This is a genomic window from Streptomyces sp. NPDC088817, from assembly GCF_044750345.1.
Lineage (GTDB): Bacteria > Actinomycetota > Actinomycetes > Streptomycetales > Streptomycetaceae > Streptomyces.
The window spans coordinates 53548-79613 of record NZ_JBIVJN010000017.1 but is presented as its reverse complement, the minus strand read 5'-3'; the positions used below and the strand labels follow the sequence as shown (position 1 = coordinate 79613).

At 69.4% G+C, this 26066-nt stretch carries 22 protein-coding genes; 5 read left to right on the top strand and 17 right to left on the bottom strand.

Annotated elements, in window-relative coordinates; translation table 11 throughout:
- Positions 1-20 precede the first annotated feature (20 nt).
- The 5 genes from yicI to ACIP4X_RS27815 all read right to left on the bottom strand — a co-directional run bounded on the left by yicI (position 21) and on the right by ACIP4X_RS27815 (position 8302).
- Positions 21-2309: an alpha-xylosidase gene (yicI, locus tag ACIP4X_RS27835; RefSeq protein WP_358730274.1), complete on the bottom strand. Its 2289-nt coding sequence runs from the start codon at positions 2307-2309 to the stop codon at positions 21-23.
- 11 nt (positions 2310-2320) lie between these two features.
- Complete coding sequence (locus ACIP4X_RS27830; protein WP_401351119.1) at positions 2321-3148, bottom strand: carbohydrate ABC transporter permease; 828 nt, start codon at positions 3146-3148, stop codon at positions 2321-2323.
- Positions 3145-4113, bottom strand: coding sequence for a sugar ABC transporter permease (locus ACIP4X_RS27825; protein ID WP_358730276.1), 969 nt, complete (start codon positions 4111-4113; stop codon positions 3145-3147). The genes ACIP4X_RS27830 and ACIP4X_RS27825 overlap by 4 nt, the downstream gene beginning before the upstream one ends.
- Complete coding sequence (locus ACIP4X_RS27820; RefSeq protein WP_358730277.1) at positions 4110-5402, bottom strand: extracellular solute-binding protein; 1293 nt, start codon at positions 5400-5402, stop codon at positions 4110-4112. The genes ACIP4X_RS27825 and ACIP4X_RS27820 overlap by 4 nt, the downstream gene beginning before the upstream one ends.
- A gap of 179 nt (positions 5403-5581) precedes the next feature.
- Positions 5582-8302 carry a LuxR family transcriptional regulator gene (locus ACIP4X_RS27815; RefSeq protein ID WP_358730278.1) on the bottom strand — a complete coding sequence of 907 codons (2721 nt, stop codon included), beginning with the start codon at positions 8300-8302 and terminating at the stop codon, positions 5582-5584.
- A 234-nt stretch (positions 8303-8536) separates the two neighbouring features.
- On the opposite strand from ACIP4X_RS27815, the gene ACIP4X_RS27810 reads away from it, so the two are divergent.
- The 3 genes from ACIP4X_RS27810 (at position 8537) to ACIP4X_RS27800 (ending at position 10093) form a co-directional block, all read left to right on the top strand.
- Positions 8537-9292: a hypothetical protein gene (locus tag ACIP4X_RS27810; protein WP_358730279.1), complete on the top strand. Its 756-nt coding sequence runs from the start codon at positions 8537-8539 to the stop codon at positions 9290-9292.
- Positions 9293-9378: 86 nt separating this feature from the next.
- Positions 9379-9612: a cation transporter gene (locus ACIP4X_RS27805; RefSeq protein ID WP_391457649.1), complete on the top strand. Its 234-nt coding sequence runs from the start codon at positions 9379-9381 to the stop codon at positions 9610-9612.
- Between the two features lie 25 nt (positions 9613-9637).
- Positions 9638-10093, top strand: coding sequence for a hypothetical protein (locus ACIP4X_RS27800; protein WP_358730281.1), 456 nt, complete (start codon positions 9638-9640; stop codon positions 10091-10093).
- A gap of 65 nt (positions 10094-10158) precedes the next feature.
- On the opposite strand, the gene ACIP4X_RS27795 is transcribed toward ACIP4X_RS27800, so the two are convergent.
- The gene (locus ACIP4X_RS27795) at positions 10159-10362 is read right to left on the bottom strand and encodes a cold-shock protein (protein ID WP_358730282.1); all 204 of its coding nucleotides are present in this window, start codon (positions 10360-10362) and stop codon (positions 10159-10161) included.
- 670 nt (positions 10363-11032) lie between these two features.
- On the opposite strand from ACIP4X_RS27795, the gene ACIP4X_RS27790 reads away from it, so the two are divergent.
- Entirely contained in the window at positions 11033-12115 is a 1083-nt protein-coding gene (locus ACIP4X_RS27790; RefSeq protein WP_358730283.1) for an MBL fold metallo-hydrolase, read from the top strand.
- Between the two features lie 104 nt (positions 12116-12219).
- Here ACIP4X_RS27790 and ACIP4X_RS27785 read toward each other — a convergent pair whose 3' ends face one another.
- From ACIP4X_RS27785 to ACIP4X_RS27735, 11 genes are all read right to left on the bottom strand, one after another.
- On the bottom strand, positions 12220-13038 hold the full coding sequence (locus tag ACIP4X_RS27785) for a fumarylacetoacetate hydrolase family protein (protein ID WP_358730284.1): 819 nt from the start codon (positions 13036-13038) through the stop codon (positions 12220-12222).
- Position 13039: 1 nt separating this feature from the next.
- Positions 13040-14236: an acyl-CoA dehydrogenase family protein gene (locus tag ACIP4X_RS27780; RefSeq protein WP_391457653.1), complete on the bottom strand. Its 1197-nt coding sequence runs from the start codon at positions 14234-14236 to the stop codon at positions 13040-13042.
- A complete protein-coding gene (locus ACIP4X_RS27775) occupies positions 14236-14835 on the bottom strand; it encodes a flavin reductase family protein (protein WP_358730286.1) in 600 nt (199 codons plus the stop codon). Before ACIP4X_RS27775 ends, ACIP4X_RS27780 begins: the two co-directional genes overlap by 1 nt.
- A 97-nt stretch (positions 14836-14932) precedes the next feature.
- The gene (locus tag ACIP4X_RS27770) at positions 14933-16312 is read right to left on the bottom strand and encodes a cytosine permease (protein WP_391457655.1); all 1380 of its coding nucleotides are present in this window, start codon (positions 16310-16312) and stop codon (positions 14933-14935) included.
- A 207-nt stretch (positions 16313-16519) separates the two neighbouring features.
- Entirely contained in the window at positions 16520-16921 is a 402-nt protein-coding gene (locus ACIP4X_RS27765) for a RidA family protein (protein ID WP_358730288.1), read from the bottom strand.
- 11 nt (positions 16922-16932) lie between these two features.
- Entirely contained in the window at positions 16933-18483 is a 1551-nt protein-coding gene (locus tag ACIP4X_RS27760) for an aldehyde dehydrogenase family protein (protein ID WP_358730289.1), read from the bottom strand.
- Positions 18484-18540: 57 nt separating this feature from the next.
- Positions 18541-18963 (bottom strand): cupin domain-containing protein, encoded by a 423-nt coding sequence (locus ACIP4X_RS27755; protein WP_391457658.1) that lies wholly within the window; start codon positions 18961-18963, stop codon positions 18541-18543.
- A gap of 3 nt (positions 18964-18966) precedes the next feature.
- On the bottom strand, positions 18967-19719 hold the full coding sequence (locus ACIP4X_RS27750) for a dimethylmenaquinone methyltransferase (RefSeq protein ID WP_391457660.1): 753 nt from the start codon (positions 19717-19719) through the stop codon (positions 18967-18969).
- Entirely contained in the window at positions 19716-20651 is a 936-nt protein-coding gene (locus tag ACIP4X_RS27745) for a VOC family protein (protein ID WP_391457662.1), read from the bottom strand. The genes ACIP4X_RS27750 and ACIP4X_RS27745 overlap by 4 nt, the downstream gene beginning before the upstream one ends.
- A 95-nt stretch (positions 20652-20746) precedes the next feature.
- Positions 20747-22312 carry a 4-hydroxyphenylacetate 3-hydroxylase N-terminal domain-containing protein gene (locus tag ACIP4X_RS27740; protein WP_358730293.1) on the bottom strand — a complete coding sequence of 522 codons (1566 nt, stop codon included), beginning with the start codon at positions 22310-22312 and terminating at the stop codon, positions 20747-20749.
- 413 nt (positions 22313-22725) lie between these two features.
- Positions 22726-23631 (bottom strand): LysR family transcriptional regulator, encoded by a 906-nt coding sequence (locus tag ACIP4X_RS27735; protein ID WP_358730294.1) that lies wholly within the window; start codon positions 23629-23631, stop codon positions 22726-22728.
- Between the two features lie 532 nt (positions 23632-24163).
- On the opposite strand from ACIP4X_RS27735, the gene asnB reads away from it, so the two are divergent.
- The gene (gene asnB, locus ACIP4X_RS27730) at positions 24164-26002 is read left to right on the top strand and encodes an asparagine synthase (glutamine-hydrolyzing) (RefSeq protein WP_358730295.1); all 1839 of its coding nucleotides are present in this window, start codon (positions 24164-24166) and stop codon (positions 26000-26002) included.
- Positions 26003-26066: the final 64 nt, after the last annotated feature.

Here is a 26066-nt window from a genome sequence, read left to right as displayed (position 1 = left end):
CTCCAGTGGGGGAGGAACCATCAGGCCGCGTTCAGCTCCAGCGACAGGAATCCGGTGCCCGCGGGCGCCCGCGCGGTCCGCTCCCCGCAGGCCAGCGCCCAGGGTGCGGCCGGGTCGCTGCTGGAGGCCCGCAGCGTGTCGCCCTCCCGGACGACGCTGAAGGTCACGTCCCCCACCGGCACGTCCACCCGCGCCCCGGGCCCCAGTTCGTACACGCGCAGGGTGACCCCGTCGGCGTACGGATAGTCGGGACGGTCGTCCACCGCGCCCACCGGGATCACCGCACCGGGCCTGACCAGCAGCGGAACGCTGGAGAACCCGTGCCGCTCGCGCACCCAGCGCGGGCCGGTCACGGTGTGCCCGCCGAGGAAGTGGGTCCACGTGCCCTCGGGCACGTAGTACGAGACGTCTCCCTCGTCGTCGAAGACCGGAGCGACGAGCAGATCGGGCCCGAGCATGTACTGCCGCTCCAGATGCGCGCAGCCGGGGTCGTCCGGGAACTCCAGCACCATCGCCCGCATCATCGGCACCCCCTCCGCGCGGGCGGTGCGGGCGGCCGCGTACAGGTACGGCATGAGGCGCATCTTCAGCCGGGTGAAGAGCCTGAGGACGTCGACGGCCTCCTCGTCGAACAGCCAGGGCACACGGTACGAGGAGGAGCCGTGCAGCCGGCTGTGCGAGGACAGCAGTCCGAAGGCGATCCACCGTTTGAGCAGCGCCGGGGTCGGGGTGCCCTCGAAGCCCCCGATGTCGTGGCTCCAGAACCCGAATCCGGACAGCCCGAGACTGAGCCCGCCGCGCAGCGACTCGGCCATCGACTCGTAGGTGGCCTCGCAGTCGCCGCCCCAGTGCACGGGGAAGCGCTGGCTGCCGGCGGTCGCCGAGCGCGCGAAGACCACCGCCTCGTCCTCGCCCCGGTGCTTGCGCAGCACCTCGAAGACGGTGCGGTTGTACAGGTACGTGTAGTAGTTGTGCATCCGCTCCGGGTCAGAGCCGTCCGCGTAGGCCACGTCGACCGGGATCCGCTCGCCGAAGTCGGTCTTGAAGCAGTCGACGCCCTGTGCGAGCAGCGTCTCCAGCTTGGACGCGTACCAGTCGCGGGCGGCCGGGCTGGTGAAGTCGACGAGCGCCATGCCCGGCTGCCACAGGTCCCACTGCCACACGCTGCCGTCGCGTCTTCTGAGCAGATGGCCCAGGGCCTTCCCCTCGGCGAAGAGGGGCGAGCGCTGCGCGATGTACGGGTTGATCCAGACGCAGATGTGGAGGCCCTTGGCCTTCAGCCGGGCCAGCATGCCCTCCGGGTCGGGGAAGACCCGCGGATCCCACCGGAAGTCGCACCAGTTGAACTCGCGCATCCAGAAGCAGTCGAAGTGGAAGACGGACAGCGGCAGTTCGCGTTCCCTCATGCCGTCGATGAAGGAGGTGACGGTGGCCTCGTCGTACGAGGTGGTGAAGGAGGTGGACAGCCACAGGCCGAACGACCAGGCGGGCGGGAGCGCCGGGCGGCCGGTGAGGGCCGTGTACGTGCGCAGGATGTCCTTCGGGGTGGGCCCGTGGATGACGTAGTAAGTCAACTGCTGGCTCTCCACGCTGAACTGGACCCGGGACACCGCCTCCGAGCCGACCTCGAAGGACACCTTGCCCGGATGGTCGACGAAGACGCCGTATCCCGCGCTCGTCAGGTAGAACGGGGCGTTCTTGTAGGCCTGTTCCGTCGCCGTGCCGCCGTCGGCGTTCCACATGTCGACGACCTGGCCGTTCTTGACGAGCGGCCCGAAGCGTTCGCCGAGGCCGTACACCGAGGTGCCGATGCCCAGACTCAGTTGCTCCCGCAGGTAGTGGGCGCCGTCGGCGTCGTGCATGATGCCCATGCCCTTGCGGCCGCTGCTGGTGAGGACACGGCCGTGGGCGAGGAAGTCGACGTGCCAGGGGCCGGTGCGGGCGATGCGCACCGACAGCCTTCCGGAGGTCAGGGTGGCGTGCTCGTCGTCGTACTCCACCTGCGCGGTGCCGCCTTCCGGGGGACGTCCTCCGGGCCCCGGAAGGTCGTCCCGCCGCACCTCGAACCGCGGCCCTCGGGGCTGCTCGCCCTGGAAATGGGTGATCGTGACGCCGATGACATTCGGCATCGGCGCATGGGCGCTGATCGTCACGACCGGTCCCTTCAGCAGGTCGCCGCGGTGGCGGATGGGCTGGGTCGGCGCGTGGATCTCCAGGGCTCCCGCCGAGGCGGTCACGTCCAGGACCTCGACCGGGTGGGCCGCGGTGACGCCTTCGCGCAGCAGCCAGTAGCCGTCGGTGAACTTCAAGCGCGTGCCCCCTACTTGACGGCACCCACGGCGATGCCGCGGGTGAGAGTCCGCTGGAAGACGAGGAAGAAGACGAGAGCGGGCAGGACGCCCAGCAGGGCCGCCGCGTTGGTCATCGTGGCGTCCATCAGGCGTTGGCCCTGGAGGACGCCGAGCGCCACCGACACCGTCTGATTGTCGTTGGAGATCAGCATGACCAGGGGAAGCAGGAACTCGTTCCAGGTCCAGATGAAGAAGAACACGAGCAGCACACCGATGGCGGGCCGGCTGACGGGGACCACGATCCGCCACAGCACCTGCCACCGGTTCGCCCCGTCGATCCGGGCGGCCTCGATGATCTCGCGCGGGAACCGCCCCAGCACGGAGGAGAGCAGATAAGTGCCGAAGGCCGCCTGGAGCACCGTGAAGACGATGATCACGCTCAGCCGGGTGTCGTAGAGGCCGGCCTGCTTGCTCAGGTAGTACAGCGGGTAGACCAGCGCCTCCTGCGGCAGCATGTTGGCGAGGACGAAGAAGGCCAGCACCCAGGTGCGGCCCCTGACGCGGCCGATGCCGATGGCGTACGCGTTGAGGATCGACAGGGCTGCCGCCAGGACCGCCACACAGCCGCTGATCAGCACCGAGTTGAGGAGCTTCTGGCCGTAGTCGACGCGCTGCCAGAAGTCCTTGAGGCCGTCCAGGTACAGGCCCCTCGGCAGGCTCAGCGGTCCGTGCTGGGAGTACTCGGCAGGTGACTTGACCGCGTTGACGGCGACGATCAGGAACGGCACCACCATGAACAGGGCCGCGATGCAGAGGGCCACGAGAACGGGGTAGCGGCGCAGGGCACTCGTCGTCATGCGCGGGCACCTTCCTCGGCGTCCTCGGCACGGGTCTGGAGCTTCAGGCCGATCAGCGAGAGCAGCATGATGATCACGGTCAGCACGGTGGAGATCGCGGCACCGTAACCGACCTGGGTCTTCTCGAAGAACGTGGTGAAGGAGAAGTACGACGGGACGTCCGTCGCGCCGCCCGGCCCGCCCTTGGTGAGGACGTACACCGCGCCGAAGACCTTGAGCGCGGCGATGCTGCACCAGGTGAGCACGACGGAGATCTCCGGTCTGATCTGCGGCAGCGTGATGTGCCAGAAGCGGCGCCACCAGCCGGCGCCGTCCAGTTCCGCCGCCTCGTACAACTGCGGTTCGACGCGCTGGAGCCCCGCCATGAAGACGACGAGCGGGAAGCCGATCTGCACCCACACCATCACCCCCATCACGCTGTAGAGGGCGATGTCCGGGTCACCGAGCCAGTCCTGCTGCCAGGAGCCGAGCCCGACCGCCTTCAGCAGCGCGTTCAGGGTGCCGTCGTCGGGCGCGAGGATCCAGCTCCAGACGATGCCGGCGACCGCGATGGGAAGCACCTGGGGGAGGTAGAAGCAGGCGCGCAGGACGGTGGCCGTCCTGCTGCCGAAGTGCTTGCCGATGTGGTCGAACAGCGCGGCGGCGAGGACCAGTCCGAGCATCGTCGGCACGACGGCCATGGCGACGACCATGAACAGGCTGTGCCGGAACGACGCCCAGAACTCCGAGTCGTCCATCAGCTCGCGGTAGTTGGCCAGCCCGGACCACCGGGGACTGCCCACCCCCTGCCAGTCGGTGAAGCTCACACCGGTGTTCATCAGGAACGGGACGACGACGACGGCGAGGAAGGCGAGGACACCGGGGACGAGGAAGAGGGCGTAGGACTGGTGCGGGCGGGGCCGGCGCGCGCCGCTGTGCCGGTGAGCGCCGAGGGCCCGCGAGCCCCGTTCGACGGTGGCCGTCATTTCTTCGGCGCACCCGTGTCGTACGCCTTCTGCAGCGCGTCGAGACAGGCGTCCGGTGTGGCGCTGCCCGTGATCAGCTTCTGTGTCTCGGAGACGAGGACGTCGTAGAAGCCGGGGACGGGCCAGTCCGGGTAGAAGGCGAGACCGTCGCGGCCGGAGACGGTGTTGAAGTCGGCGATGAGGGTCTTGGCCCGCGGGTCGGTGATGGCGGACGGGTCCGCGGCCACGGGCACGCCGCCCTTGTTGCCCAGCAGGTTCTGGATCTTCTTCGACATGGTGATGTCGATGAAGTCGTACGCGAGTTCCTTGTTCCTGGCGCCCCGGGGGACGACCCAGAGGTTGCCGCCCGAGCCGAGGGTGAGGTCGGAACCGGGCCACAGGACCGTGCCCCAGTCGAACTTGTTCTCCGCCGTGAAGCGGCCGTACCACCAGCTTCCGCTGAACAGGATCGGGTTCTTGCCCTGGATGAAGGCGACACCCGCGTCCTCGGCCTTGGTGCCGCTGGACGTCTTGCTGATGTAGCCCTTCTTCACCCAGTCGGCGAAGGTGGTCGCGCCGTACGTCCAGGCGGCGTCGTGGAAGTCGGTCCTGCCCCGGTAGAGCTCGTACGAGTCGACCCAGGAGCGGTCGGCCTTCGACAGCGCCAGCTGGTACAGGTACTGCTGGGCCATGTACTCGGCACCGGCGTTGGCGAGCGGGGTGACGCCCTTGGCGACGAACTCGTCCATCGCGCCGGTGAGGTCGTCGAAGGTCTTCGGCTCGGCGACCCCGTACTTCTTGAAGAGGGCCTTGTTGTAGAAGACCATCGTGTACTCGGCGTAGTTGGGTATCCCGTACCACTTGCCGGAGCCCATGACGCCGTTGGTGTCGTACTGGCTGGTGGTCTTCACTCCCGCGCTGAGCTCCTTGTCCCAGCCGCGCTTGGTGACCTCGGGGGTCAGATCGGTGAGGAGCCCCTGCCTGGAGAGCAGGCCCGCGGTGGCGTTGCCCTTGTTGTACTCCATGATGTCGGGCGCGTCGGAGGAGTTGAGGACCATGGGCGCGGTCTTCTGGATCTGTTCGAAGCCCTTCTCCTCGAACTTCACCTTCACGCCCGGGTGTTTCGCCTCGAACTCCTTGATGGCCTCGTTCCAGGCGGCGCCCATCGCGCTGTCCGGACCCTCGTAGTGCCACAGCCGGAGCGTCCTGCCGTCGGAGGAACCGCCGTCCGAGCCACCGCAGGAGACCAGGAGCAGGGATCCGGTGAGGACCGCCGCCGTCGCCACCACACGCCTTCGTGCCGTCAACATCGCGTGCCTCCAGGGGAGTCGGATGGAACTCAGGGACGTCACACAGCAATCGTCGAATCGCTTCGATGCGTGACGTCGAAGCGCTTCGACGGTGGAACGTAGGGGGAGGAGGCGGGCGCGTCAATGGGGTGGGCGCCAATCGGCCGGGATTCACTCCCGCGCGGCGCCCGCGACGCCGGTCACACGTCGAGTGCGAGGGCGGTGAGCTCGGCGCGGGAGCTGATGCCCAACTTGGCGTAGCAGTTCCGCAGATGGAAGTCGACGGTGCGCGCGCTGACGAACAGCTGCGCGGCCACGTCCCGGTTCGACAGGCCCTGCCGGACCAGGGCGGCGACCTGGCGTTCCTGCGGGGTCAGCCCGGTCGCGGTGGTGACGTCGCGTCGGCGGGCGGTCTCCCCGGCGGCGCGCAGCTCCTGCGCGGCCCGCTCGGCCCACGGGCCGGCGCCGAGGTCCTCGAACAGCGCCAGCGCGGTGCGCAGTTGCTCGCGGGCGTCGACTCGTCGGCGGGCGCGGCGCAGGTGCTCGCCGAAGGCCAGGTGGGTACGGGCCCGGTCGGGCAGCCGCGGGGAGCCGACGTGCGCGGCGAGCGCCCGCCGGAAGTGGACCTCGGCGTCGCCGTCGCCGTCGGCGTCGAGCAGGGCGCGGCCGTGCTCGACGACCGCGGTCGCGGCCGGCAGACCGGTGCCCGCCGCGAACTGTTCCAGCTCGGCCAGCCAGGCGAGGGCGAGGTCGCGCCGGTCGCCGCGGACGGCGGCATCGAACAGGTCGAGGGCGGCAAGGCGGCGCCACGCCGGTCCCGTGATCTGTTCGAGGTGGTGCAGCGCGGTCGCCGGCCGCGCGGCCGCGCGCAGCCCTCGTGCCCAGTGCGCCAGGTCGGCGACGAGGCCGTCGGTGATGCCGACCTGGTGCTTGTCCCGGATCTCGGCGACCTCGTCCAGGTGCCGCTCGGCGGTGTCGTCCCCACGCAGCGCAGCGACCAGGGCGAGTTGGGCGGTGGGCAGCGCGGTCAGCCCCGGGTGACCGGTCCCGGCGGCCAGCGGCAGCGCCTCGGCGGCGGAACCGGCGGCCCTCGACCAGGCTCCGGTGGCGATCTGGAAGTGGACGCCGCGGGTGAGGGCGTGCTCGACCATGGTCAGCGCGCCGTCGCGGCGGGCCGTGGTCAACTGCTGCTCGTGCAACCGCAGTCCGCGCTCGTCGTCGTCGATCAGCATCGCCGCGATGCCCAGATTGGGCTGCAGCACATGGTCGTCGACCGGTTCGGCCTCGGTGAGGGTGAACGCGCACCGGAAGGACTCCGCGGCAGCCGCCCAGTCGCCGCGGGCGACGGCACCGAAGCCGTGCAGCAGGGCCCAGGCGGCCCGGACCCGGGGCGGCGAGTTGGGCGCGGGGCCGGCCACCAGCGCGGTCGGGTCCACCGCGCGCGGGGACCGGGCGCCGAACGCCGCGAGCGACGCGGCGAGCATCGCCAACTGGGCCACCAGCTCCGCGTCCACGCCGACGGCGGCCTCGGCGGCCCGCAGGACGAGGTCGTAGCCGTCGTTCAGCGAGCGGGTGTTCCACTCGATCTGCCCCTGCAACGCGAGCAGTCGCGCCCGCGGCACCGGATCGGTCACGTCCGCCGCGGCGGCCCGGGCGAGCGCCGACGCACGCGACGCGTGCGCGCCCAGCCAGGCCGAGGACGCGGCCAGGTACAGCCGCCGCCCGCGGGCCTCACCACCCGCGGTGAGCTCGGCGGCACGGGCCCACGCGGCGGACGCGGCCTCATGACCGCCACGCGCAGCGGCACGCTCGGCGACCTGGTCGAGGGCGGCGACGACGCCCTCGTCGGGCCGGTCGGCCGCGGCGGCCCGATGCCAGGCCCGCCGTTCGGGGTCGCCGGTCAGCACGTCGGCGAGCACACGATGCGCGGCCCGGCGCTGTGCGCTGGTGGCCGCCCGGTAGACCGCCGAGCGCACCAGCGGGTGGTGGAGGGAGACGGCGTCTCCGTCCACGCGCAGCAGCCCGGACCGCTCCACCGCGTCCAGGGCGGCGTCAGTGGCGTCGAGACGCTCGGCGGCGTCGCGGACCACGGTCAGTCGCGCGGTGTCGTCGGTCGCGGCGACCAGCAGGAACAGCCGCGCGGCCTCGTCGAGGCGGCGGTAGCGGTCGAGGAAGGCACGCTCCACGCCGCCGGTCAGCGGCAGCGGGGTGGGCAGCGGCGCCCGGCCGGTCAGTTGGCCGGCGGTGAGCACCCCCGCCAGCTCGACCAGCGCGAGCGGATTGCCGCCGGTGCCGGCGACCAACTGGTCGCGCACCGCCGGGTCGATGCCGGTCCCGGCCCGGTGGGACAGCAGCGCGTCGGCGTCGGCGCCGGTCACGCCGCCGAGTACGACGGTGGGCAGGTCCCCGGCCTCGAAGCGGCGGGCGTCGCCGTCACGGGCGGCGAACAGCAGCGCCACACGCTCGGCCTGCAAACGGCGGGCGGCGAACAGCAGCGCCGCCGACGACGCGTCGTCGAGCCAGTGCGCGTCGTCGACGACGACCAGCAGCGGTGACTCCTCGGCGGCGTCGGCGAGCAGGCTCAGCGTGCCGAGGAACGCGAGGAAGCGGTCACCCTCGCCCTCGGCCTCACCCATCGCCGCGCGGAGTGCCGCGGCCTGGGGCACCGGCAGGGCGCCGACGCGGGTGCGCAGCGGCCACAGCAGCCGCTGCAGCGCGGCGAAGGCCAGCGGTGACTCGGACTCCACGCCGGAGGTGCGCAGCACCCGCAGGTCCGGTGCGGTCGCCGACGCGTCGTCCAGCAGCGCCGACTTCCCGGCCCCGGGGACGCCGCGCACCACCAGCGCACCACCGCGGCCGGCGCGGGCGGCGTCGAGCAGGGCGGCGATCGCCGCGCGTTCAGGGTCCCGTCCGGCCAGCACGCGCCCCACGGTACCGAACGCTCCGGACCGGCCCCGGACCAGGACCCGGCGACCTCACCGGTGACGACCGGGCCCTCGCCGCCCTCGCCGGCGCCCGCCGAGGGCGGCGCCCTCGCCGGCGCCCCGGGCGCGGGCCCGGCGGAGAACCCGGCGATTTTCCCGGTGCGACACACCCTCTCTCACACCGACTCTTCAACCTGCCCGGCTTCATCATGAGACCTTGAGGAGTTCCCCTTGCCGTACAGCACCTTGCCCGTTCCGGGCGTCACCCCCGCACACACCGAACCCCTGACGCGTCGCACGGCGCTGCGGCTGTCCGCCACGCTGCTCCTCACCGGACAGCTCCTGTACATCGCGATCACCCAGTTCCACACCGGCGGGGACGCGAACGACCACCACGCCGTGTTCGCCGCCTACGCCGACAGCGGGATGTGGACACTGGTGCATCTCGGCCAGTTCGCGGGGATGGCGGTCCTCCTCGCAGGGCTGTTCGCCCTGCTCTTCGCCGTGGACGCCCACAGCAGGACAGCGATGTGGGCGGGCCGCTTCGGTGCCGCCTGCGCGGCGGCGACGCTGGCGCTGTACGGCGCCCTCCAGGCAGTGGACGGGGTCGCCCTCAAGCAGGCCGTGAACGCCTGGGCGGGCGCCCCGGACCCCGAGAAGGCGGCGCGCTTCGCGAGCGCCGAGGCCGTCCGCTGGCTCGAGTGGGGAGTCAGGAGCTACCAGAACTTCGCCCTGGGCCTCGCTCTGCTCCTGTTCGCGGTCGCCGCCGCGCGGACGGCCTGGATCCCGCGGCCGGTGGTCCTCCTGATGGGGCTCTCCGGCCTCAGCTACCTGGCGCAGGGCTGGGTGGTCGGCTCCGTGGGTTTCTCCTCGACGGAGTCGATCGCCATCGTGCTGGCCTTCGTCCTGGACGTGGTGTGGATGAGCTGGCTGGTCACGGTCGCCTGGCGGATACGGGTCCCGGCGGCCTCGTCGCCCGGCCGGTGAGGACGCGGACCGAGTACCGGTCACCCCCCGCCCGCGGACCGCGGGCCACCCGACCCGCACTGTCACCACCGCATCGAGGAGATCCCTTGCTCTCCGGCACCCCCCGCACCTTCATCGGCTCAACCACCTTCGGGATCACCGGTATGACCTGTGCGCACTGCGTCCGCTCCGTCACCGAGGAGATCTCGAGCGTCGCCGGCGTCGAGTCCGTCACCGTCGATCCGGCCACCGGCACCGTCACCGTCGCCGCCTCCCAGCCCGTCGACCGCGCCGACATCGCCGCCGCGGTCGACGGGACCGGGCACACCCTCGTTCCGTGACCCGCACCCACCTCTGGAGACATCCGTGCACGACCGAACCGCCACCCCGACCGCGGTCCCCGCGCCCACCGACGGGGCGGCGCACAGCGGCCACCGTCTGAGCGCCAAGAAATTCGCCCTGCACTTCGCCGAGATGGTCGTGGCCATGGCCGTCGGCATGATCGTCCTGCACCCGGTCTGGATGGCCGGCCTCGACGCCCTCGGCGCCGCCGGAGCGATGCACAACCCCTACACCGGCGCGCTGATCATGGCGACGAACATGACGGTGGCCATGTCCGCGTGGATGAAGTTCCGCGGCCACCGCCGGCGGCCCATCGCCGAGATGGGCGCGGCCATGTACGCGCCCTTCCTCGTGCTGTTCGTGCCGCTGTCGCTCGAGCTCATCGACGCCGGCGCCCTGATGCTGTGGGGCCACCTGCTCATGCTCCCGGCGATGGCCGTGGCCATGCTGCTGCGCCCGCACGAGTACGCCCACTGCTGAGACCGCGACGGCACGAAAGAGGCGGGTTGCCTGCTCGGCAACCCGCCTTGCATCATCGTGAGCGGTCAGCCCTTGACGATGTTCTGTGCCTGCGGGCCCTTCTGGCCCTGGCCGATGTCGAAGGTGACATGGTCGCCCTCGTTCAGCTCACGGTAGCCCGCGCCCTGGATCTCGGAGTAGTGGGCGAAGACGTCCGGGCCTCCGTCGTCCTGAGCGATGAAGCCATAGCCCTTTTCGGAGTTGAACCACTTCACGGTGCCGCTGGCCATACTGATATTCCTTCGTCCATGCCTGGGAACAGCCCTTGATCACGGGCATCCCCGACCCCCGTAGCGAGGGAGCCATCAGCCGTTCTACCCCGCACCGCCCGGTGTACCCGTCCGGAACACGCGCACGAGCGGCCCGGGCGTCGATGAGTCCGGGGTCCGGGGCCGGCGAGCCGAGGAGCCGGCGCGGCGCCCGCGAGGACCTGACGGGCCGGGCTGCCGCAGCTCGGGGCGGCATTCCATACAAAATTCTTTGCCGCCCCCCATCGGTTTTTGTATGGGAGCGGGCGGGAAAGCCCGGCGCGGGTTTCGCGGAGTGAGAGGGAAATGGTGTGACCTGTATCACATGGGGCCAGGCTCCCGCTTTGTCCCATCCATCCGGTGCGGCCCGAAGCGGCTGGTCAGGGGCGACCTCCGGGTCGCATCGCGGTTTCGTGGGGCAGCACCGGCCGACAGGCGGGCGGCATATCAGGGCCTCCGGCTTCTATTGCTCCGCCTCAAACGGGCGTGCCACTCTTCCCGGCAATTCGGCGCCGCAGGCCAATATCGCGAACTGCCGACGACAGCGCACGACTCGACCAGCCCATTACACACACCAAGGCGGATGATCATGTGCAATCTGTGCGGTCCTGAATCGCCTGCCGATACCGGAAGCGGGGTCGCTCGGCGTTCCGTGCTGACCGCCCTCGGCATATCCCCAGTGGTCCTCGGCCTCTCCGGCGCGACAGCGGCGGCGGCGGAGACCCGTGCCCAGCCCTCGGGCCGGGGGCCCGGCAAGGGTTCGTCGAGTGCGCTGGAGCTGGTGCTGCTGGGTACCAAGGCGGGCCCTCCGGTGGACCCGCTGCGGGCCGGGATCTCCACCGCTCTCGTCGTGGACGGCGCGACGTACGTGATCGACTGCGGGCGCTCGGCCGTCACCCAGTACGTGCGGTCCGGTCTCACGCTGGCGTCCCTGAGCGGCATTTTCATCACGCATCTCCACGCCGACCACGTCGCCGACTACTACAACTTCTTCCTGCTCGGCGGCAGCGTTCCCAACCAGGAGCACGACAATCTCACCCGCCCGGTCCCCGTCTACGGTCCCGGTCCCGCCGGCGGGCTCCCGCCGAAGTTCGGCGGCGGACAGGCACCGACGGTCAGCCCGTCCGTCCCGACGCCGGGCCTGAAGGCGCTGACCGACGACTGCCACGCGGCGTACGCCTACAGCACGAACGTCTTCCTGCGCGACATGGGCATCCAGGACATCCGCGCCCTTGCCGATGTGCACGAGATCGAGATCCCCGCGGCCGGTGCCACCTACGAGAACACCGCGCCCGCGATGAAGCCGTTCGTCGTGATGGAGGACGACCGTGTGAAGGTCTCCGCGATCCTGGTGCCGCACGGACCGGTGTTCCCCTCCTTCGCCTTCCGCTTCGACACCGACCACGGCTCGGTCACCTTCTCCGGCGACACGACCTACAGCGACAATGTGATCGCCCTGGCCAAGGGCTCGGACGTACTGGTCCACGAGGCGATCAGCGTCGAGGGGCTCGACGCCCCGGCGGTCTTCGTCGACCACCTGCTGCAGTCCCATGTCGAGGTCCAGAAGATCGGTCCGATCGCCCAGCGGGCCGGGGTCGACATGCTCGTGCTCTCGCACATCTCCGAGGTCGCCCGCAACCCGATCGACGCCCACAAGTGGAAGAAGTGGGCACAGCGGGGGTACAGCGGCAAGGTGATCGTCGGCGAGGACCTCCAGCGGATCAAGCTGGCCTGACCCGGGCCCGGGCCCCGCGCCGGTACCTGGCGTCACGTCCACCCGACGAGCCCGGCCCGGTACGTCCCCTCATGGGGCGTACCGGGCCGGCGGCGCAGCGGGACTCAGGTGATCGGGGTGGACACCGTGCCGATACCGTCGATGGTCACCTCGACCAGGTCCCCGGGCCTCAGATACCTCTGCGGCGAGCGAGCCCTTCCCACTCCACCGGGGGTGCCGGTGAGAATCAGGTCCCCGGGGTGCAGCGGCAGCATGGTCGACACGTAGGCGACCAGGTGGGCGGGAGTGAACAGCAGATCCGCGATCCTGTGCTCCTGCACCGGGGTGCCGTTGAGCGTGGTGCGCAGCACGGCCGTTGCGGGATCGAACTCGTCGGGCGTGGTCATGACCGGGCCGACGGGAGTGGAACGTGCCCAGATCTTGCCCTGCAGCCACTCCGTCGTGCGGTACTGCCACCCCCGCATGGAGATGTCGTTGGCCACCGTGAAGCCGGCGATGTACTGGTCCGCCTCCTCCTCACGGACCTTGTACGCGGTCCTTCCGACGACGACCGCGAGTTCCCCCTCCCAGTCCATCTCCGGGTCCTCCGCCACGGCCGGCACCGCGTCGGCCGGGCCGGTCAAGGTGTCGGCGAACTTCGCGAAGAGAGTGGGATGAGAGGGGAGTTCCCGGCCCATCTCCTTTATGTGGCTCGTGTAGTTGAGGCCGGCGCACAGCACCTTCGACGGACGCGGTACGACGGTCCGCACCTCGACGTCGCCCCCGCGGTGCCGGCGCCCGGTGGCGTTCGCCGCGATCCGCCGCCAGTCCTCGTCCGCCAGCAGGGAACCGACGTCGGCGTGACCGGGGATTTCGGTGAACTCCTCACCGTCCAGGCGGGCTGCGCATGTGCCCTGCCGGGTGCGCACGGTTGCCAGTCTCACGTCATTCCTTTCCGGCGGCCGCAGGCTCGGGAATCACCAGGTCGAAGAATCCCCAGTGCGATCCGGCGGGCAGGGTGCCCGACAGCATCCGGCCGCACTTCTGCGTCACTATGTGCGAGGAGCCCCGGTGCTGGCTTCCGGCGTGGCTGTCGCGGAAGAACCGCTGCAACGTGCCGTTCCGCATGACCTGAGCGCCCGCGAAACGGTGCACGAGCTGACTGATCTCCAGCGCGGTCCGGGTGGCCAGGCTGCAGGCGAGCCGCGACATCGTCTCCTGCTCGTCCGTCAACTGCGCTGCCGTCGCGAGCGTGGACTCGTTGTCCCGCCAGGTCTCGCGCAGCAGCGCCATCGTGCCCCGGACGTGCGAGAAGTGCCGTGCGAACTCCGCGAAGAACTCGTCACTGGTGACCGGGGAACCCTCGGCAGGGTCCTTGCGCCGGGTCAGCTCGCGCAGCTCGTCGAGCATGCGCCGCCCGACCCCCTGGGACCAGGCCGCCTGGTGCAGTCCGGCCAGCAGGGCGGGGCTGACCCGGCTCACACAGCGGCCTCGGCGGGCGTTCTCGGGGCCGATGCCGAAGACGTACTTGTCCTCGACGAGCACCTCCTCGGCCCGGTAGTCCAGGCTCGCGGTCGCGCGCAGCCCCAGCATGTCCCAGTTGTCACTGATCCGCAGGGCCGAACGGGGAACCAGGCAGACCAGCCGCTCTCCCGTGCCCTCGACCGTCACCGCCAGATTGAGGTGGGTGGCCATCGACACCCCCGGGGCGAACTTCCAGACCCCGCTCACCCGGTAGCCGCCGCCTTCCCGGACGGCCCGGCCGGTGAAAGCGGTCGACTGCCCTGCCACCAGCGGGTACGTGCCGTCGGCGAACAGCTCGCCGACCGCCTCGTCGCTCAAGTAGGTGGCCGCTGTCGCCGTCTCACTCGTCAGGGCGCGCACCAGCCAGCCCAGCGAGGCGTCGGCGTGGGACAGCTTCTCCATCACGTGCAGGATCCGCAGCGGCGAAGCCTCCAGGCCGCCGAGTTCGGCCGGCACCATCAGCTTGAGGATCCCGCTGTCGCGGAGGGCGTCCTGCACCACCGGTGTCGGCCGCCGCAGGCGCTCGCTGTCCTCGGCCTCCCTCTGCAGGAGCGGGTAGATGTCCGTCAACTCCGCGAGGAGTCTGTTCGTTTCCTCGTCCACCTGCGTGTCGGCCATCACCGTCGGCCCCTCTCGGACTGGGCGCCCTCGCCGGCGCCTCGCTCGGCGGCTTCGGCCAGAGCGCCCCACTGGCCGCGGTAGAAGAGCAGGGGCCGGGTGTCGTCCTGCTGGCCGTAGGACAGCACACGCCCGAGCACGAGGACGTGGTCGCCGCCGTCGTACCCCGCCCACGGAGTGCACTGGAAGTACGCCAGCGAGCCGTTGATCCGTGGTGCCACGTCGTCGCCGACCCATTCGATGCGGTGGGTGTCCTGCGGTTTGCCGGCGAACTGGAGCGCGGTGGCGAGCTGGTTGTCCCCGAGCACGTTGACCGCGAAAGGCCGCTCGAGCAGGTAGCTCAGTGCGCGCGAGGTCCGCTGCATGGACACCAGCACCAGGGGCGGGTCCAGGGACACCGACGTGAAGGAGTTCACGGTGATCCCGTAGTAGCTGTCGCCGGACCGATAGGTGAGGACGACGACTCCGGTGGCGAAGTTCCCCAGCGTGTTGCGCAGCTGACGCGGATCGGCGAGCGACGGTACCGCCGCGCTCGACGCGAGGGTCCTGGCGTCAGCGGCTTTCTCGTAGATCTCCGAGTCCCACATGATCTCGGTCATCCCGAAGCCTCCTGGATGAGTCGTGGGGTCCGGCCCTGGTCCAGGGCCGGTGGGGGACCGGCAGCCACGTGCCGTGGGCCGTGGCTGCCGGCAGGGGTCAACGGGCCTCTTCGAGAGCGTCCTCGCCCGCGACGAACGTGGTGCCGGTGCCTTCGGGCAGCCAGTGCCGCAGCACCGGGTAGACGGCGAGGGCCAGCACCAGGGACACCAGGAACCCGAGGGCGAAGACGTCGGTGGCCATCAGGACCACGCCGACCGCCGCGGACAGGACCAGCGTGACGACTCCGGCCCAGTTCCACTTCTCGACCCGATGGGTGGCGCGGTCGAACCGCGCCCGGCGCACCAGGTAGTAGTCCGCGATCATCACGCCGCACATGCCGAGCGTCATGGCGCCCAGGTACGCCAGGTACTGGGTGAACTTCTCCAGGATCCCGGCGGAGATCATCACCAGGGCGATGATGTTGCCGACGACCACCATCGCCGCCCGGCCCGGCTTTCTGCCGGTGAGGGAGTCGATCAGGTTGACCAGCGAGAGCGATCCGGAGTAGGCGTTGATCGCCTGCGCCTTGGCCTGGGCCGCGTAGATGGTGACGAAGCCCATCCAGCCCGCGAAGATGACGAAGAAGGCACCCGTGTTCTGCATGACGAACGCGTTGCCCGCGACAGCGGCCGCCTCCGGGTTCATGCCCTTGTTGTGGACCATCAGGTAGTCGATGACCTGGGGCATGCCGCCGATCACGACGAGGGAGCCCAGGACGGTCATGATGATGTTCTGGGTGATCGGGCCGGCCACGGCCAGGACCGTCACGTCGCGCCGCGTGCGGCAGTAACGCGCGAAGTCCGTCGTGACCAGAGCGATGGTTCCCGCCGTCGCGCCCATGACCGAGACTGCGGACTCGAGTCGCGGCCACAGGCCCCCGGGGACGACTCCCGCGTAGGTGAACACGTCCATGGGGCTGGCGCCCTGGATCACATAAATGTCGACGATCATGTAGATCGTGACGAGCAGTGTGACGGCGATCAGGACGCCGGTGGCCCGCAGGGCGAGCTTGATGCCGAAGATGGCGAGCCCGATCCACAGCAGTGTCATGCCGCCGTAGATCAGGATGCGCCACCCCCACGAGTCGGGCAGGCCGAACATCAACAGCGTGCCCTGGTAGAGGAGGGCGGCCTCGACGGCGAGGAAGCCGAGAATCATGAACGCGAAGATGACCGAGCCGATCGCCGAGCCCCTGAAGCCGAATCCGAAGAACCGGGAGGTGATGGTGCTCGACATGCCGGTTTCGAACGCCATCCGCCCCAGGGCCTTGCCGAGCCCCACCGCGAAGGCCGCGACGAGGACACCGACGATCAGGCCCACGGTGAAACCGGCGAGCACGACGGTGAAGCCGGCGATGGCGAAGACGACGAGGGCGGTGGCGACGCTGACCGGGCTGAGGGCGAGTTGGTAGCCGCTCCGGCGTTCCGCCGACGGCACGCTGACCAGGGCATGGTCTTCCGCCGCGGCAGCCAGTGACGAATCAGCCGGTCTGGGATTCCTGGTGTATGAAGACACGGTGGTTCCTGTCCTTGTGAGAAATAGGGCTCCTGCGGCGGAATGTCGATGGCCCGACCCGCCCGATGTCGCCGCTAGGGTCTTTCGTTTGGATCAGCCCGGCATGATCCAAACGAGAGGCCCCAGGGGTCAGTCCGCGCTGCAACCCGCTACGGCGATGGCCTCGATCTCGAGGAGGATCTCCGGCTTGGCGAGGGCGGAGACCTCGACCAGCGTGCAGGCGGGGAAGTCGCCGGAGAAGAACTCCTGACGGGCCTTCCAGACCTCGGCGTTGTCACTGATGTCCGTGACGTAGATGGTCATCTTGACGACGTCGTCCATGACCGCGCCCGCCGCCTCGACCAGGTCCTTGATCTTCTGGAAGACGACCTTGGCCTGCTCGTAGGACGTCTCGCCGAGGACGGTCTCCCTGTCCTGCCCGCGGGCGGTCATTCCGGAGACCATGACGAGGTCGTCGATCCTCAGGCAGTTCGACCACATCTTGTCCGCCGGCTCCCGCACGGCGGTGGAACGGATACGCTGCTTCTTCATCGCTGTTGTCCTCAGAGCTCGATGCGGTTGTCCCAGGCGGACGTTCCGCCCCAGTTCACGCACACGCTCTGGCGGCGCATGAATCCCTTCCAGGCGTCCGAACCGGCCGTACGGCCACCGCCGGTCTCCTTTTCGCCGCCGAAGGCGGAACCGACATCGGCGCCCGTCGTGCCCATGTTCACGCGCACGATTCCGCAGTCACTGCCCCGAGCCGACAGGAACGTCTCGATGTTGGTCAGGTTCGTGCTGTGCATGCCCGAGGCAAGACCCTGGGCGACGCCGTTGTGGATCTCGATGGCCTCCTCGAGATCGTCGTAGGTCAGCACGGAGACGATCGGCACGAAGGTCTCCGACTGAGCGATCTCGAAGTGCGGTCGGACACCCGTGACGATGGCCGGCTCGACGTACAGACCCGGGCGGTCGATCACCTTGCCGCCGTACACCACGGTGGCGCCCTCGCGTTCGGCGCCGGCGAGGACCTTCTTGTAGTCCTCCACCGCACGCTGGTCGATCAGCGGGCCGACCACGGTGTCCGGGTCGCGTGGGTCACCGATGGCGATCTGGTCGAAGGCCTTCTTCAGCAGCTCGACCAGTTCGTCCGCGATGCTCGTGTGGGCGATGACACGACGGGTGCTCGTGCAGCGCTGGCCGGTCGTGCCGACCACACCGAACGTCAGTGCCTTCGCGGCGAGTTCCAGGTCGGCGGTCTCGTCGACGATGCAGCCGTTGTTGCCCGAGCACTCCAGCTGGTAGCGGCGGCCCAGCGTCGAGCCGACGATCTCGGCGACCTTGCGCCCCACCGCGGTGGAACCGGTGAACGAGATCATGGCGACACGGCTGTCGGAGACCATCTTCTCGGCGACGGTGTTGTCGTCGGGGATGAACAGGGAGAACACGCCCTCGCACCCCAGTTCCGCCGCGGCCCTGTTGACCAGCTTCTGCACGGCGACGGCGGTCAGCGGCACCTTGGGGCTCGGCTTCCAGATCACCGTGTTGCCGGCGATCGCGGAGAGGAACCCGTTCTGCGCCCAGACGGCGGCCGGGAAGTTGTACGCGCTGATCAGCCCGACGACGCCCAGCGGCAGCCACTGGTCGTACATGCGGTGCTCGGCGCGCTGGGACTGCTGCGTGAAGCCGTACATCATCCGCGCCTGGCCGGCGGCCAGCGTCGACATGTCGACCGCCTCACGGAGCTCGCCCTTGGCCTCCATCGTCGACTTGCCGGTGTCCAGCGAGACGACAGCGGCCAGGCTCTCCAGATTCTCCTCGATCAACTGGCCGATCCGGCGCACGAATTCACCACGCCGCGGCGGCGGTACCATCCGCCACTTCTTCTGCGTCTCGACGGCGGCGGCCACGAGCGTCTCGTAGTCCTGGCCGTCCGAGGCCGCGATCCGGCCCACGACCTCGCCGTCGGCGGGACACTGCGCCTCGATGACCGGACGGCCCTCGACGGCGCCCCAGCCGAGCGAGTCCGTGTAAGTGCCGGAATGCACCTGGTCCAGGCCGAATTCAGCCAGCACCTCGTGTGTGTCGAACAGGGTCTTGGTGGTTTCGCTCATCATCGCGCTCCCTCAGCGTCGCGAGTTCGGCAGGAATACGTCGGACGGGCCCGCGCCTCACTCCTTGGCAAGGAAGTCGCCGATCGTCTCGTCCGTGTGGTACTCGGGCTTCTCGTAGTAGTGCGGGCCGTCGTAGATCTCGATCAGCACGCTGCGCTCGTGCGCCAGGGTCGGACCGTGGGGGTGGTCCTTCGGGTTCATGTAGAACGACCCGGGACGCAGCCGGAGGCCGGAGTCGGTGTACTCGTAGTCGCCCTCGAGGCAGTACATGAACTGGTTCGACGCGTGCGTGTGCTTGGTCGGGATGGTGCCGCCCCGCTGGTACTCGAGGAGGGCGATGCTGGCGCCGGTGTCGGGGTTCTTGTAGAGGAAGTACTGACGGAACCCGTAGTCGGGATAGTCGATCCAGTCCCCGTCCTTGAGGTCTGCGGCATGGATCAGGACTTCGAGCGACCTCATGGTCGCGGGGTTGATGTCCACTGTTCACTCCGATCCGGGGCGGCCCGCGGCCACCCACGCGTCGTATTCCTGGCGGCTTTCGGGTGTGGCGGGAAACAGTCCGAAGAGGGACCGGCCCCGCTCGAGTTCACGGGCCGCGAACTCCTCGTACGCGGTGGCGTCGGCGGCCTCCGCGGCGACCTCCGCGGCCAGTTCACGAGGGATGACCACGACGCCGTCGCCGTCGCCGAGCAGCACATCGCCGGGGTACACCGCCACTCCGCCGCACCCGACGGGCTCGTCGAGCGCGACCGGGTGCAGCGCGATGGGGGTCGCCCGAGGGGCGTTGTCCCGCTGGTAGCACGGCAGGCCCGTCCGCCCGATGGCCTCCGAGTCGCGGTAGCCGCCGTCGGTGACCACGCCGGCCGCTCCGCGGTGCTTCAGCCGCGCCGCCATCATGTCGCCCATGGACGCGGCGGCCGTGCAGCCGAACGCGTCGATCACGAGCACCGCGCCGGTCGGGCACTCCTCGATCGCCCGCCGGTGCAGGTTGTCGCTGCTCGAATAGGTGGCGAGGGTGTCGAGATCCTCGCGTGCGGGGATGAACCGCAGGGTGTAGGCCGGGCCCACCAGCGGCTGCTGGCCGGCCGTCAGCGGCCGCACCCCGGCCATGATCACGTTCCGCAGGCCGCGCCGGAGAAGCATGTTGGCCACGGTGGCCGAGCCCGCCCCCGCCAACTGTCCCCGGACGGCTTCGGGCAGTGGTCCGGCGAGGTCCGCGTTCGCCGCGGCGGTCACTGGAAGAACTCCAGGGGCGGGCGGTTCCCCCACTGGGTGGTGTCGCTGGCGGTGCCGTTGAACTTGGTCGGCCGGTGGTTGTGGTCGACGATGTCGCCGTCGGTGTAGTGCTCGATGCGGAAGCCGAAGGGGTCCTTCCAGTAGTCGAAGATCTGGCTGCCGAGCAGGTGGCGGCCGACTCCGACGTCGAGGGAGTATCCCTGCCGGATGAGGTGGTCGTGCGACGACATGACGGCGTCCATGTCGGTGACCTCGAACGCGCTGTGGTGGATTCCCGCCCAGTCCGACTGCAGGACGAGCATGAAGTGGTGGTCCACGAGCTGCTCGCCCAGGTCCAGCCGGACGAAGGTGCCGACGACGGGCCCCTCCTCGCCCGGCGGGACGAAGTAGTCGGAGGGGAGGAAGTTGAAGCGTTCGTTGAGCCAGGCCATGGTCTCGTCGTGGTTCTTCACATGCAGCACGAAGTGACCCAGGCGGGCGATGGTGCACGGCGCGACGGGCTGGCGGACGGCGGCGTTCACCCGGTTCTTGTCGCGGATGTTGTTCATCGCGAAGGGTTCCCGGTCCGGGATCGGCTCGGCCCTGCGCCGGCCCCATATCGCCCGGATCTCGAAGCCGTCGGGCGTGGTCATCGCGACCTCGTGGCCGCCGCCGGGCTCCGCCGACTCGCGGACCGGGGAGGATCCCGGCAGCGCGGCGAGCTCGACGAGGTCGTCGTAGGCGGCGACCTCGATGGACGCGCCGACGAAGCGCTGTTTCCCGCCCTTGCGGGTCACATGGATGTGATGCTGAGTGCCCGTACCCCGCATGTACAGGGTCCGGTCGTCGCTGCCCTCGGCCGGCACCATGCCGAACGCGGTCAGGAACTTCTCCATCACCTCGAGATCCGGTGCCTCGTAGGTGACTTGGGCGGCATCGATTGCCGTAGCCACGGGTCCTCCTGGGGTGGGTGAGAGCACGGCGACGCGTACGTTCCGGCGCCGCCGGATGACCGGGGCTCCCTCTCGACGGGGAGCCGCGCCGGCCGTCAGCCCTTGAGGATGCTGACGTCGTCGGGATTGCGCAGGTCCGGAACCGTCCAGCCGTTCAGGTCGTACTCGTCCATGGCGCTCTGCGCGAATGACTTGCAGTAGTCGAGCAGGCCGCTGCCCCGTGCGCCGAACAGGTTGGTCTGACGCGTCACGTCGTTGCTGCCGATGTAGTTGATCTCGTACAGCTCGTGCCGGGCTCCGAACTCCGTGCCGATGGAGTCCCAGAGCATCTTCATGACCTTCACGCGCTCCTCGGCGTCGATGCCGCCCGTACCGCGCAGGTAGGTGTCCAGATAGCCGCGGATGTCCGCGGTCTTGAAGTCGTTGGCGTGGGAGTTGAGGTAGATCAGCCCACTGGCCACGACCTGCTCGATGATGTTCTTGATCTTCGGCATGGCGAGCTGGTTCATCACGCGGTAGGCGCCGGCGAACTGCGGGTCGGGCTGGATCATGCCGCCCTTCCACGGCACCGCGCTCTTCGCCATCGCGTCCGACAGCGCCCAGAAGGTGTTGCGCCAGGCGATGACCTCGCCGAGCTGGGACATGACGCCGTGGAACGAGCCGGCCCCGGTGACATCGAGGGCGCGGGACAGCATGCCGACGAGGAAGTCCATCTTGACGGCGAACCGGGTGCACCCGTGCAGGGAGGCGCGCTCCAGGTAGCCCGAGTGGATGTTGTACTTGTTGGCCTGTTCCAGGTCGTTGTAGATGAACGCGTTCTCCCAGGGGACGAACACGTTGTCGAGGACCAGGATGGCGTCGTTCTCGTCCAGCCGGCTCGACAGCGGGTAGTCGAACGGGCTGCCCAGCACCGCCGCGCGGTACTCGTTCGAGGTACGGCAGAGCAGCTTCACGCCGGGCGCGTTGGTGGGCGTGATGAACACCGGCGAGAAGGCCGGGTCCTGCACGGCGACCTGGCCCACGTGACCGACGAAGGTGTGGTGCGTCAGGGCGGACCCGGTGGCCACCACCTTGGCGCCGGTGACGTAGAAGCCGGCGTCGGTCTCCTTGGTGACCCGGATGAACACGTCCTTGCCCGCGTCCGGACCGAGGCCGCGGTCGACCGGCGGGTTCATGATGGCGTGGTTGATGTACCAGGTCTTCTCCTGGGCCTTGCGGTACCAGGTGCGCGCGTTGTCCTCGAATCCCCGGTAGAACTCGGCGTTGGCGCCGAGCGTGCCGAGGAAGCAGCCCTTGTAGTCGGGGGAGCGGCCCATCCAGCCCCAGGTGATCCGCTGCCACTCGGCGATGGCGTCGCGGGAGGCCACCTGCTCCTCGACGCTCTTGGGTGCCTGGTAGAAGCGGTGGGTGAAGCCTCCCCACTCCGTGGGCGCGGTGAGGACGTCCTTGCGCGCGGGGTCGTGCAGGGCGTCGTACATGCGAGCGATCATGCGGGCGGAGTTGCGGAACGCGGGGTGTTCGGCGACGTTCTCCACCCGCTCCCCGTAGATCCAGACCTCGCGGCCGTCGTCGAGGCTTTCGAGATATTCACTTCCGGTAAAGGGGAGATACTCGCGTCCGACAGGGCTCTGTGCCGACTGATTCGCGTTTCCCGCCGTCATTGACCGGCCCCTTCTTGTCATTCACGGAACCGGGCCGAGCCATCGGTTCGTGCAGCCAAGGCGTGGGCGGCTATCGCACGAGAAGGTTTCTCTCATCGATACGGCCCGCGCCGTCGAATTGCCGGGAAGACTGACACGGCCGCACGGCACGGGCAATAGAAAACGGAAGGGCCCAGCGAGGCCCGAGTGGGCCGGCCACCGACCTTCGGGCCGACTGGTGCTGGAGCGTGCGACTGCCTCTGAACAGGCACTTCCAGCGCTGGCGGGGGTGTCGCCGCAGAGCGGATACCGGCCCGGATGTGGCGCACGTCACACGAGTTTGGCGGTCGATCACAGGGATGTGCTCTTGATTTCATCCTCCCTTTCCATATAGGGCGCAGCAGGGGGGTGCATAGTTCCGCGTATGGCTGCTCTCACCGGCCGAGCGCGCGGCGATGCTCGGCGACGGTCCGAGTGGCCTGCAGCCAGCGATCCATGAGCGGGGTAATCTCCCCTCCGCGCTTCCACAGCAGGGATGCCTGCATGGACCGGAGCCATTCCGGGGGATCGAGAAGTGCGACCGAATCACTCCTTCCGGCAATGCGCTCGGTCACGAGCGCGACCCCCAGCCCGGCCGCGACGAAGGCGACCGCCGTCTGCGGCGTGGACACCTCGATGACCTCGAAGGAGTCGTCGCCCGACAAGGCCTTCTCCGCGGCGTCCGGCATACCCCAGAACGCGGAGAGCCGGGACGGCAGGATCCACCGTCCCCATCCCTTTCCGTCGGGACGGGATTCCGTGGCGCGATACCTCGGTACGGCGAGCTTGACATTGATGTCGATAATGGGGCACCAGTCGCAGCCCTCGGTGACGAATCTGGAGAATTGCGTGGACCCGAACGGGACACAGCCCATGTCCAGATCGCCGGACAGAACACCTTGAACAATGAGATCGGGAGTGACATCCGCCAGAGTGACGCGTGCCTTCGGGGCCTGTTCGAGGAATTCCGCCAACACGTCCGCGATGACTTCATTGATGACCATGGGTTCCACGCCGATGTGCAGATCGCCGATTGCGCCCCCTCCCATCAATTTCAGCGTATCCACGACTCGGTTCCGGTCCGCTATCAGGCGTTCGCCCCTGGACAGCAGGTGGAGGCCTGCCTGGGTGGGGTGCACGCCTTTCACGGTTCGCTCGAGGAGACTCACTCCGAGCTCCCGCTCCAGCTTCGCGATGGCGTGACTCAGCGGTGGCTGCGTCATGTGCAGATTCTTGGCGGCCTGCGAAACCGAGCCGGCCTCGACGACCGCTCGGAAGTACTCGAGTTGGCGAAAATCCATGCTCTCTAGATGTCATGACTTCTGCGGAATGTCAATAGATGAGTGACCGGCCCCGGGAAGGCCGCGCGGGCGGCGCCTGAACGGCTTGAGCGGATATCGACAAGGCAAACGGCTTTGCCGCCGAACGGGAAAAGGCCGCACACCTGTTGTCGTCCCGCCGGCGCCGAGCGGGCGCGACGGCGATGAACTGGCGGCGGGAAGCGGTATGCCTGCCGCGCCCGGACAAAGCGGGGGAGCGGGTTCGACGTTGCGGGAGGGCATCTCGTGGCGCGACCACCGGCGACGGCGCAGAGCCATTCGCCGGACAGTTCCTGCGCCCGAAAGAGGGCGAAAGCCGCCGGGTCGGCCAGACGGCGCGCGAGCCGGGGTAATGCTGTCCGGCGGGCCGGGAGCCGACGGCCGCGGCCCGGACCCCGGTGCTCGCGGCCGGGGCGAGGCTCGTAGGGCTCAATACGAACTGGTTCGCCGGGAGCGGCTGCGGGAAGCCGCAGGTGGTCGGGCTCGCCCGGGGGCCGGACACGGGAGGTAACACATGTGCGGGATCGCCGGCTGGGTGTCCTTCGACCGTGATCTGCGGTCCGAGAGCGCGACTTTGGACGCGATGACAGAGACCATGTCCTGCCGGGGTCCCGACGACCGCGGCACCTGGGCCGAGGGGCCCGCGGCCCTCGGCCACCGCAGGCTCGCGATCATCGACCTTCCCGGTGGCCGGCAGCCGATGAGCGTCCGGACGCCCGAGGGCACGGTGGTGCTCGTCTACGCGGGGGAGACCTACAACTTCACCGAGCTGCGGAACGAGCTGACCGGTCTGGGCCACCACTTCAGGACCGACTCGGACACCGAGGTCGTCCTGAACGCCTACCTCGAATGGGGCGAGGGGCTCGCCAGGCGGCTCAACGGCATGTTCGCGTTCGCGGTGTGGGACGGCCGCCACAACCGGCTCGTGATGGTCCGCGACCGTATGGGGATCAAGCCGTTCTACTACTACCCGACCTCCGACGGCGTGCTGTTCGGGTCCGAGCCCAAGGCCATCCTCGCCCATCCGCTCGCCCGCGCCCGGGTCCGCCTCGACGGACTGCGCGAGATGTTCGTGATGGTCAAGACGCCCGGACACGCCATGTGGGACGGCATGCGCGAACTGGAGCCCGGCACCGTCCTCACCCTCGACCGGCAGGGGATGCGCCGACGCGTCTACTGGCAACTGGAGACCCGTCCGCACACCGACGACCGCGGCGCCACCATCGCCACCGTACGCTCGCTGCTCGACGACACCGTCCGCCGCCAGCTCGTCGCCGACGTACCCCGCTGCATGCTGCTGTCGGGTGGTCTGGACTCCTCGGCCCTGACCGCCCTGGCCGCCCGCCAACTGGCCGAGCACGGCGAGAAGGTGCGCAGCTTCGCCGTGGACTTCGCGGGGCACGCCGACAACTTCGTCGCCGACGAACTGCGCACCACACCCGACGCCCCGTTCGTGCACGACGTCGCCCGCGCCTCCGGCACCGAGCACCAGGACATCGTCATCGACGCGCAGGCCCTCGCCGACCTCGACGTACGGGCGGAGACGATCCGGGCGCGCGATCTGCCCGTGGGTATCGGCGATCTGGACTCCTCCCTCTACCTGCTCCTTCGGGCGATCCGCGAGCACTCCACGGTCGCGCTGTCCGGCGAGTCGGCCGACGAGGTCTTCGGGGGCTACCTCCAGTTCTTCGACGAGAAGGCCCGCACCAGCGACACCTTCCCGTGGATGGCCCAGGCCGAGCGCTTCGGCAGCGACCGCGGCGTCCTGAACCCCGCTCTCGCCGAGGCCCTGGACCTCGGGGCGTACGTCGCCGACAGCTACGGCACCGCCGTCTCGGACATCGGCCGCCTCGACGGGGAGAGCGACTTCGAGTACCGGATGCGGAAGATCTGCCATCTGCACCTGACCCGGTTCGTACGGGTCCTGCTGGACCGCAAGGACCGCCTGAGCATGGCGGTCGGGCTGGAGGTCCGGGTGCCGTTCTGCGACCACCGGCTCGTCGAGTACGTGTACAACGCGCCCTGGTCGCTGAAGTCGTTCGACGGGAGGGAGAAGAGCCTGCTCAGGGAGGCGACGGCCGACCTGATCCCGCGGTCCGTGTACGACAGGACCAAGAGCCCCTACCCGTCGACTCAGGACCCGAAGTACGCCGTCGCCATCCAGGAGCACGTCAGGGACATCCTGGCCCGCCCGTCCCACCCGGTCTTCGACCTGCTCGACCGGGACCGGGTGCACCAGGCGGCCTACCGGGACGCCCCGCAGGTCACGCTGGCTTCACGGCGCGGCCTCGAACGCACAGTGAACCTGGCGCTGTGGCTGGACATGTACAAGCCGGAGCTGCTGCTCACCTGACCGGGACCCCGTCCTCGGGAGCCAGGGACCGTTTCACGGAGGCACTCCCATGAAGTTTGTTATT

Bases quoted from the DNA above. Each gene is read 5' to 3' on its own strand.
- ACIP4X_RS27820 (WP_358730277.1), bottom strand. From the start codon at position 5,402: ATGTTGACGGCACGAAGGCGTGTGGTGGCGACGGCGGCGGTCCTCACC.
- ACIP4X_RS27765 (WP_358730288.1), bottom strand. From the start codon at position 16,921: ATGAAGAAGCAGCGTATCCGTTCCACCGCCGTGCGGGAGCCGGCGGAC.
- ACIP4X_RS27795 (WP_358730282.1), bottom strand. From the start codon at position 10,362: ATGGCCAGCGGCACCGTGAAGTGGTTCAACTCCGAAAAGGGCTATGGC.
- ACIP4X_RS27780 (WP_391457653.1), bottom strand. From the start codon at position 14,236: ATGGCCGACACGCAGGTGGACGAGGAAACGAACAGACTCCTCGCGGAG.
- asnB (WP_358730295.1), top strand. From the start codon at position 24,164: ATGTGCGGGATCGCCGGCTGGGTGTCCTTCGACCGTGATCTGCGGTCC.
- ACIP4X_RS27775 (WP_358730286.1), bottom strand. From the start codon at position 14,835: ATGACCGAGATCATGTGGGACTCGGAGATCTACGAGAAAGCCGCTGAC.
- ACIP4X_RS27825 (WP_358730276.1), bottom strand. From the start codon at position 4,113: ATGACGGCCACCGTCGAACGGGGCTCGCGGGCCCTCGGCGCTCACCGG.
- ACIP4X_RS27760 (WP_358730289.1), bottom strand. From the start codon at position 18,483: ATGAGCGAAACCACCAAGACCCTGTTCGACACACACGAGGTGCTGGCT.
- ACIP4X_RS27735 (WP_358730294.1), bottom strand. From the start codon at position 23,631: ATGGATTTTCGCCAACTCGAGTACTTCCGAGCGGTCGTCGAGGCCGGC.
- ACIP4X_RS27740 (WP_358730293.1), bottom strand. From the start codon at position 22,312: ATGACGGCGGGAAACGCGAATCAGTCGGCACAGAGCCCTGTCGGACGC.
- ACIP4X_RS27830 (WP_401351119.1), bottom strand. From the start codon at position 3,148: ATGACGACGAGTGCCCTGCGCCGCTACCCCGTTCTCGTGGCCCTCTGC.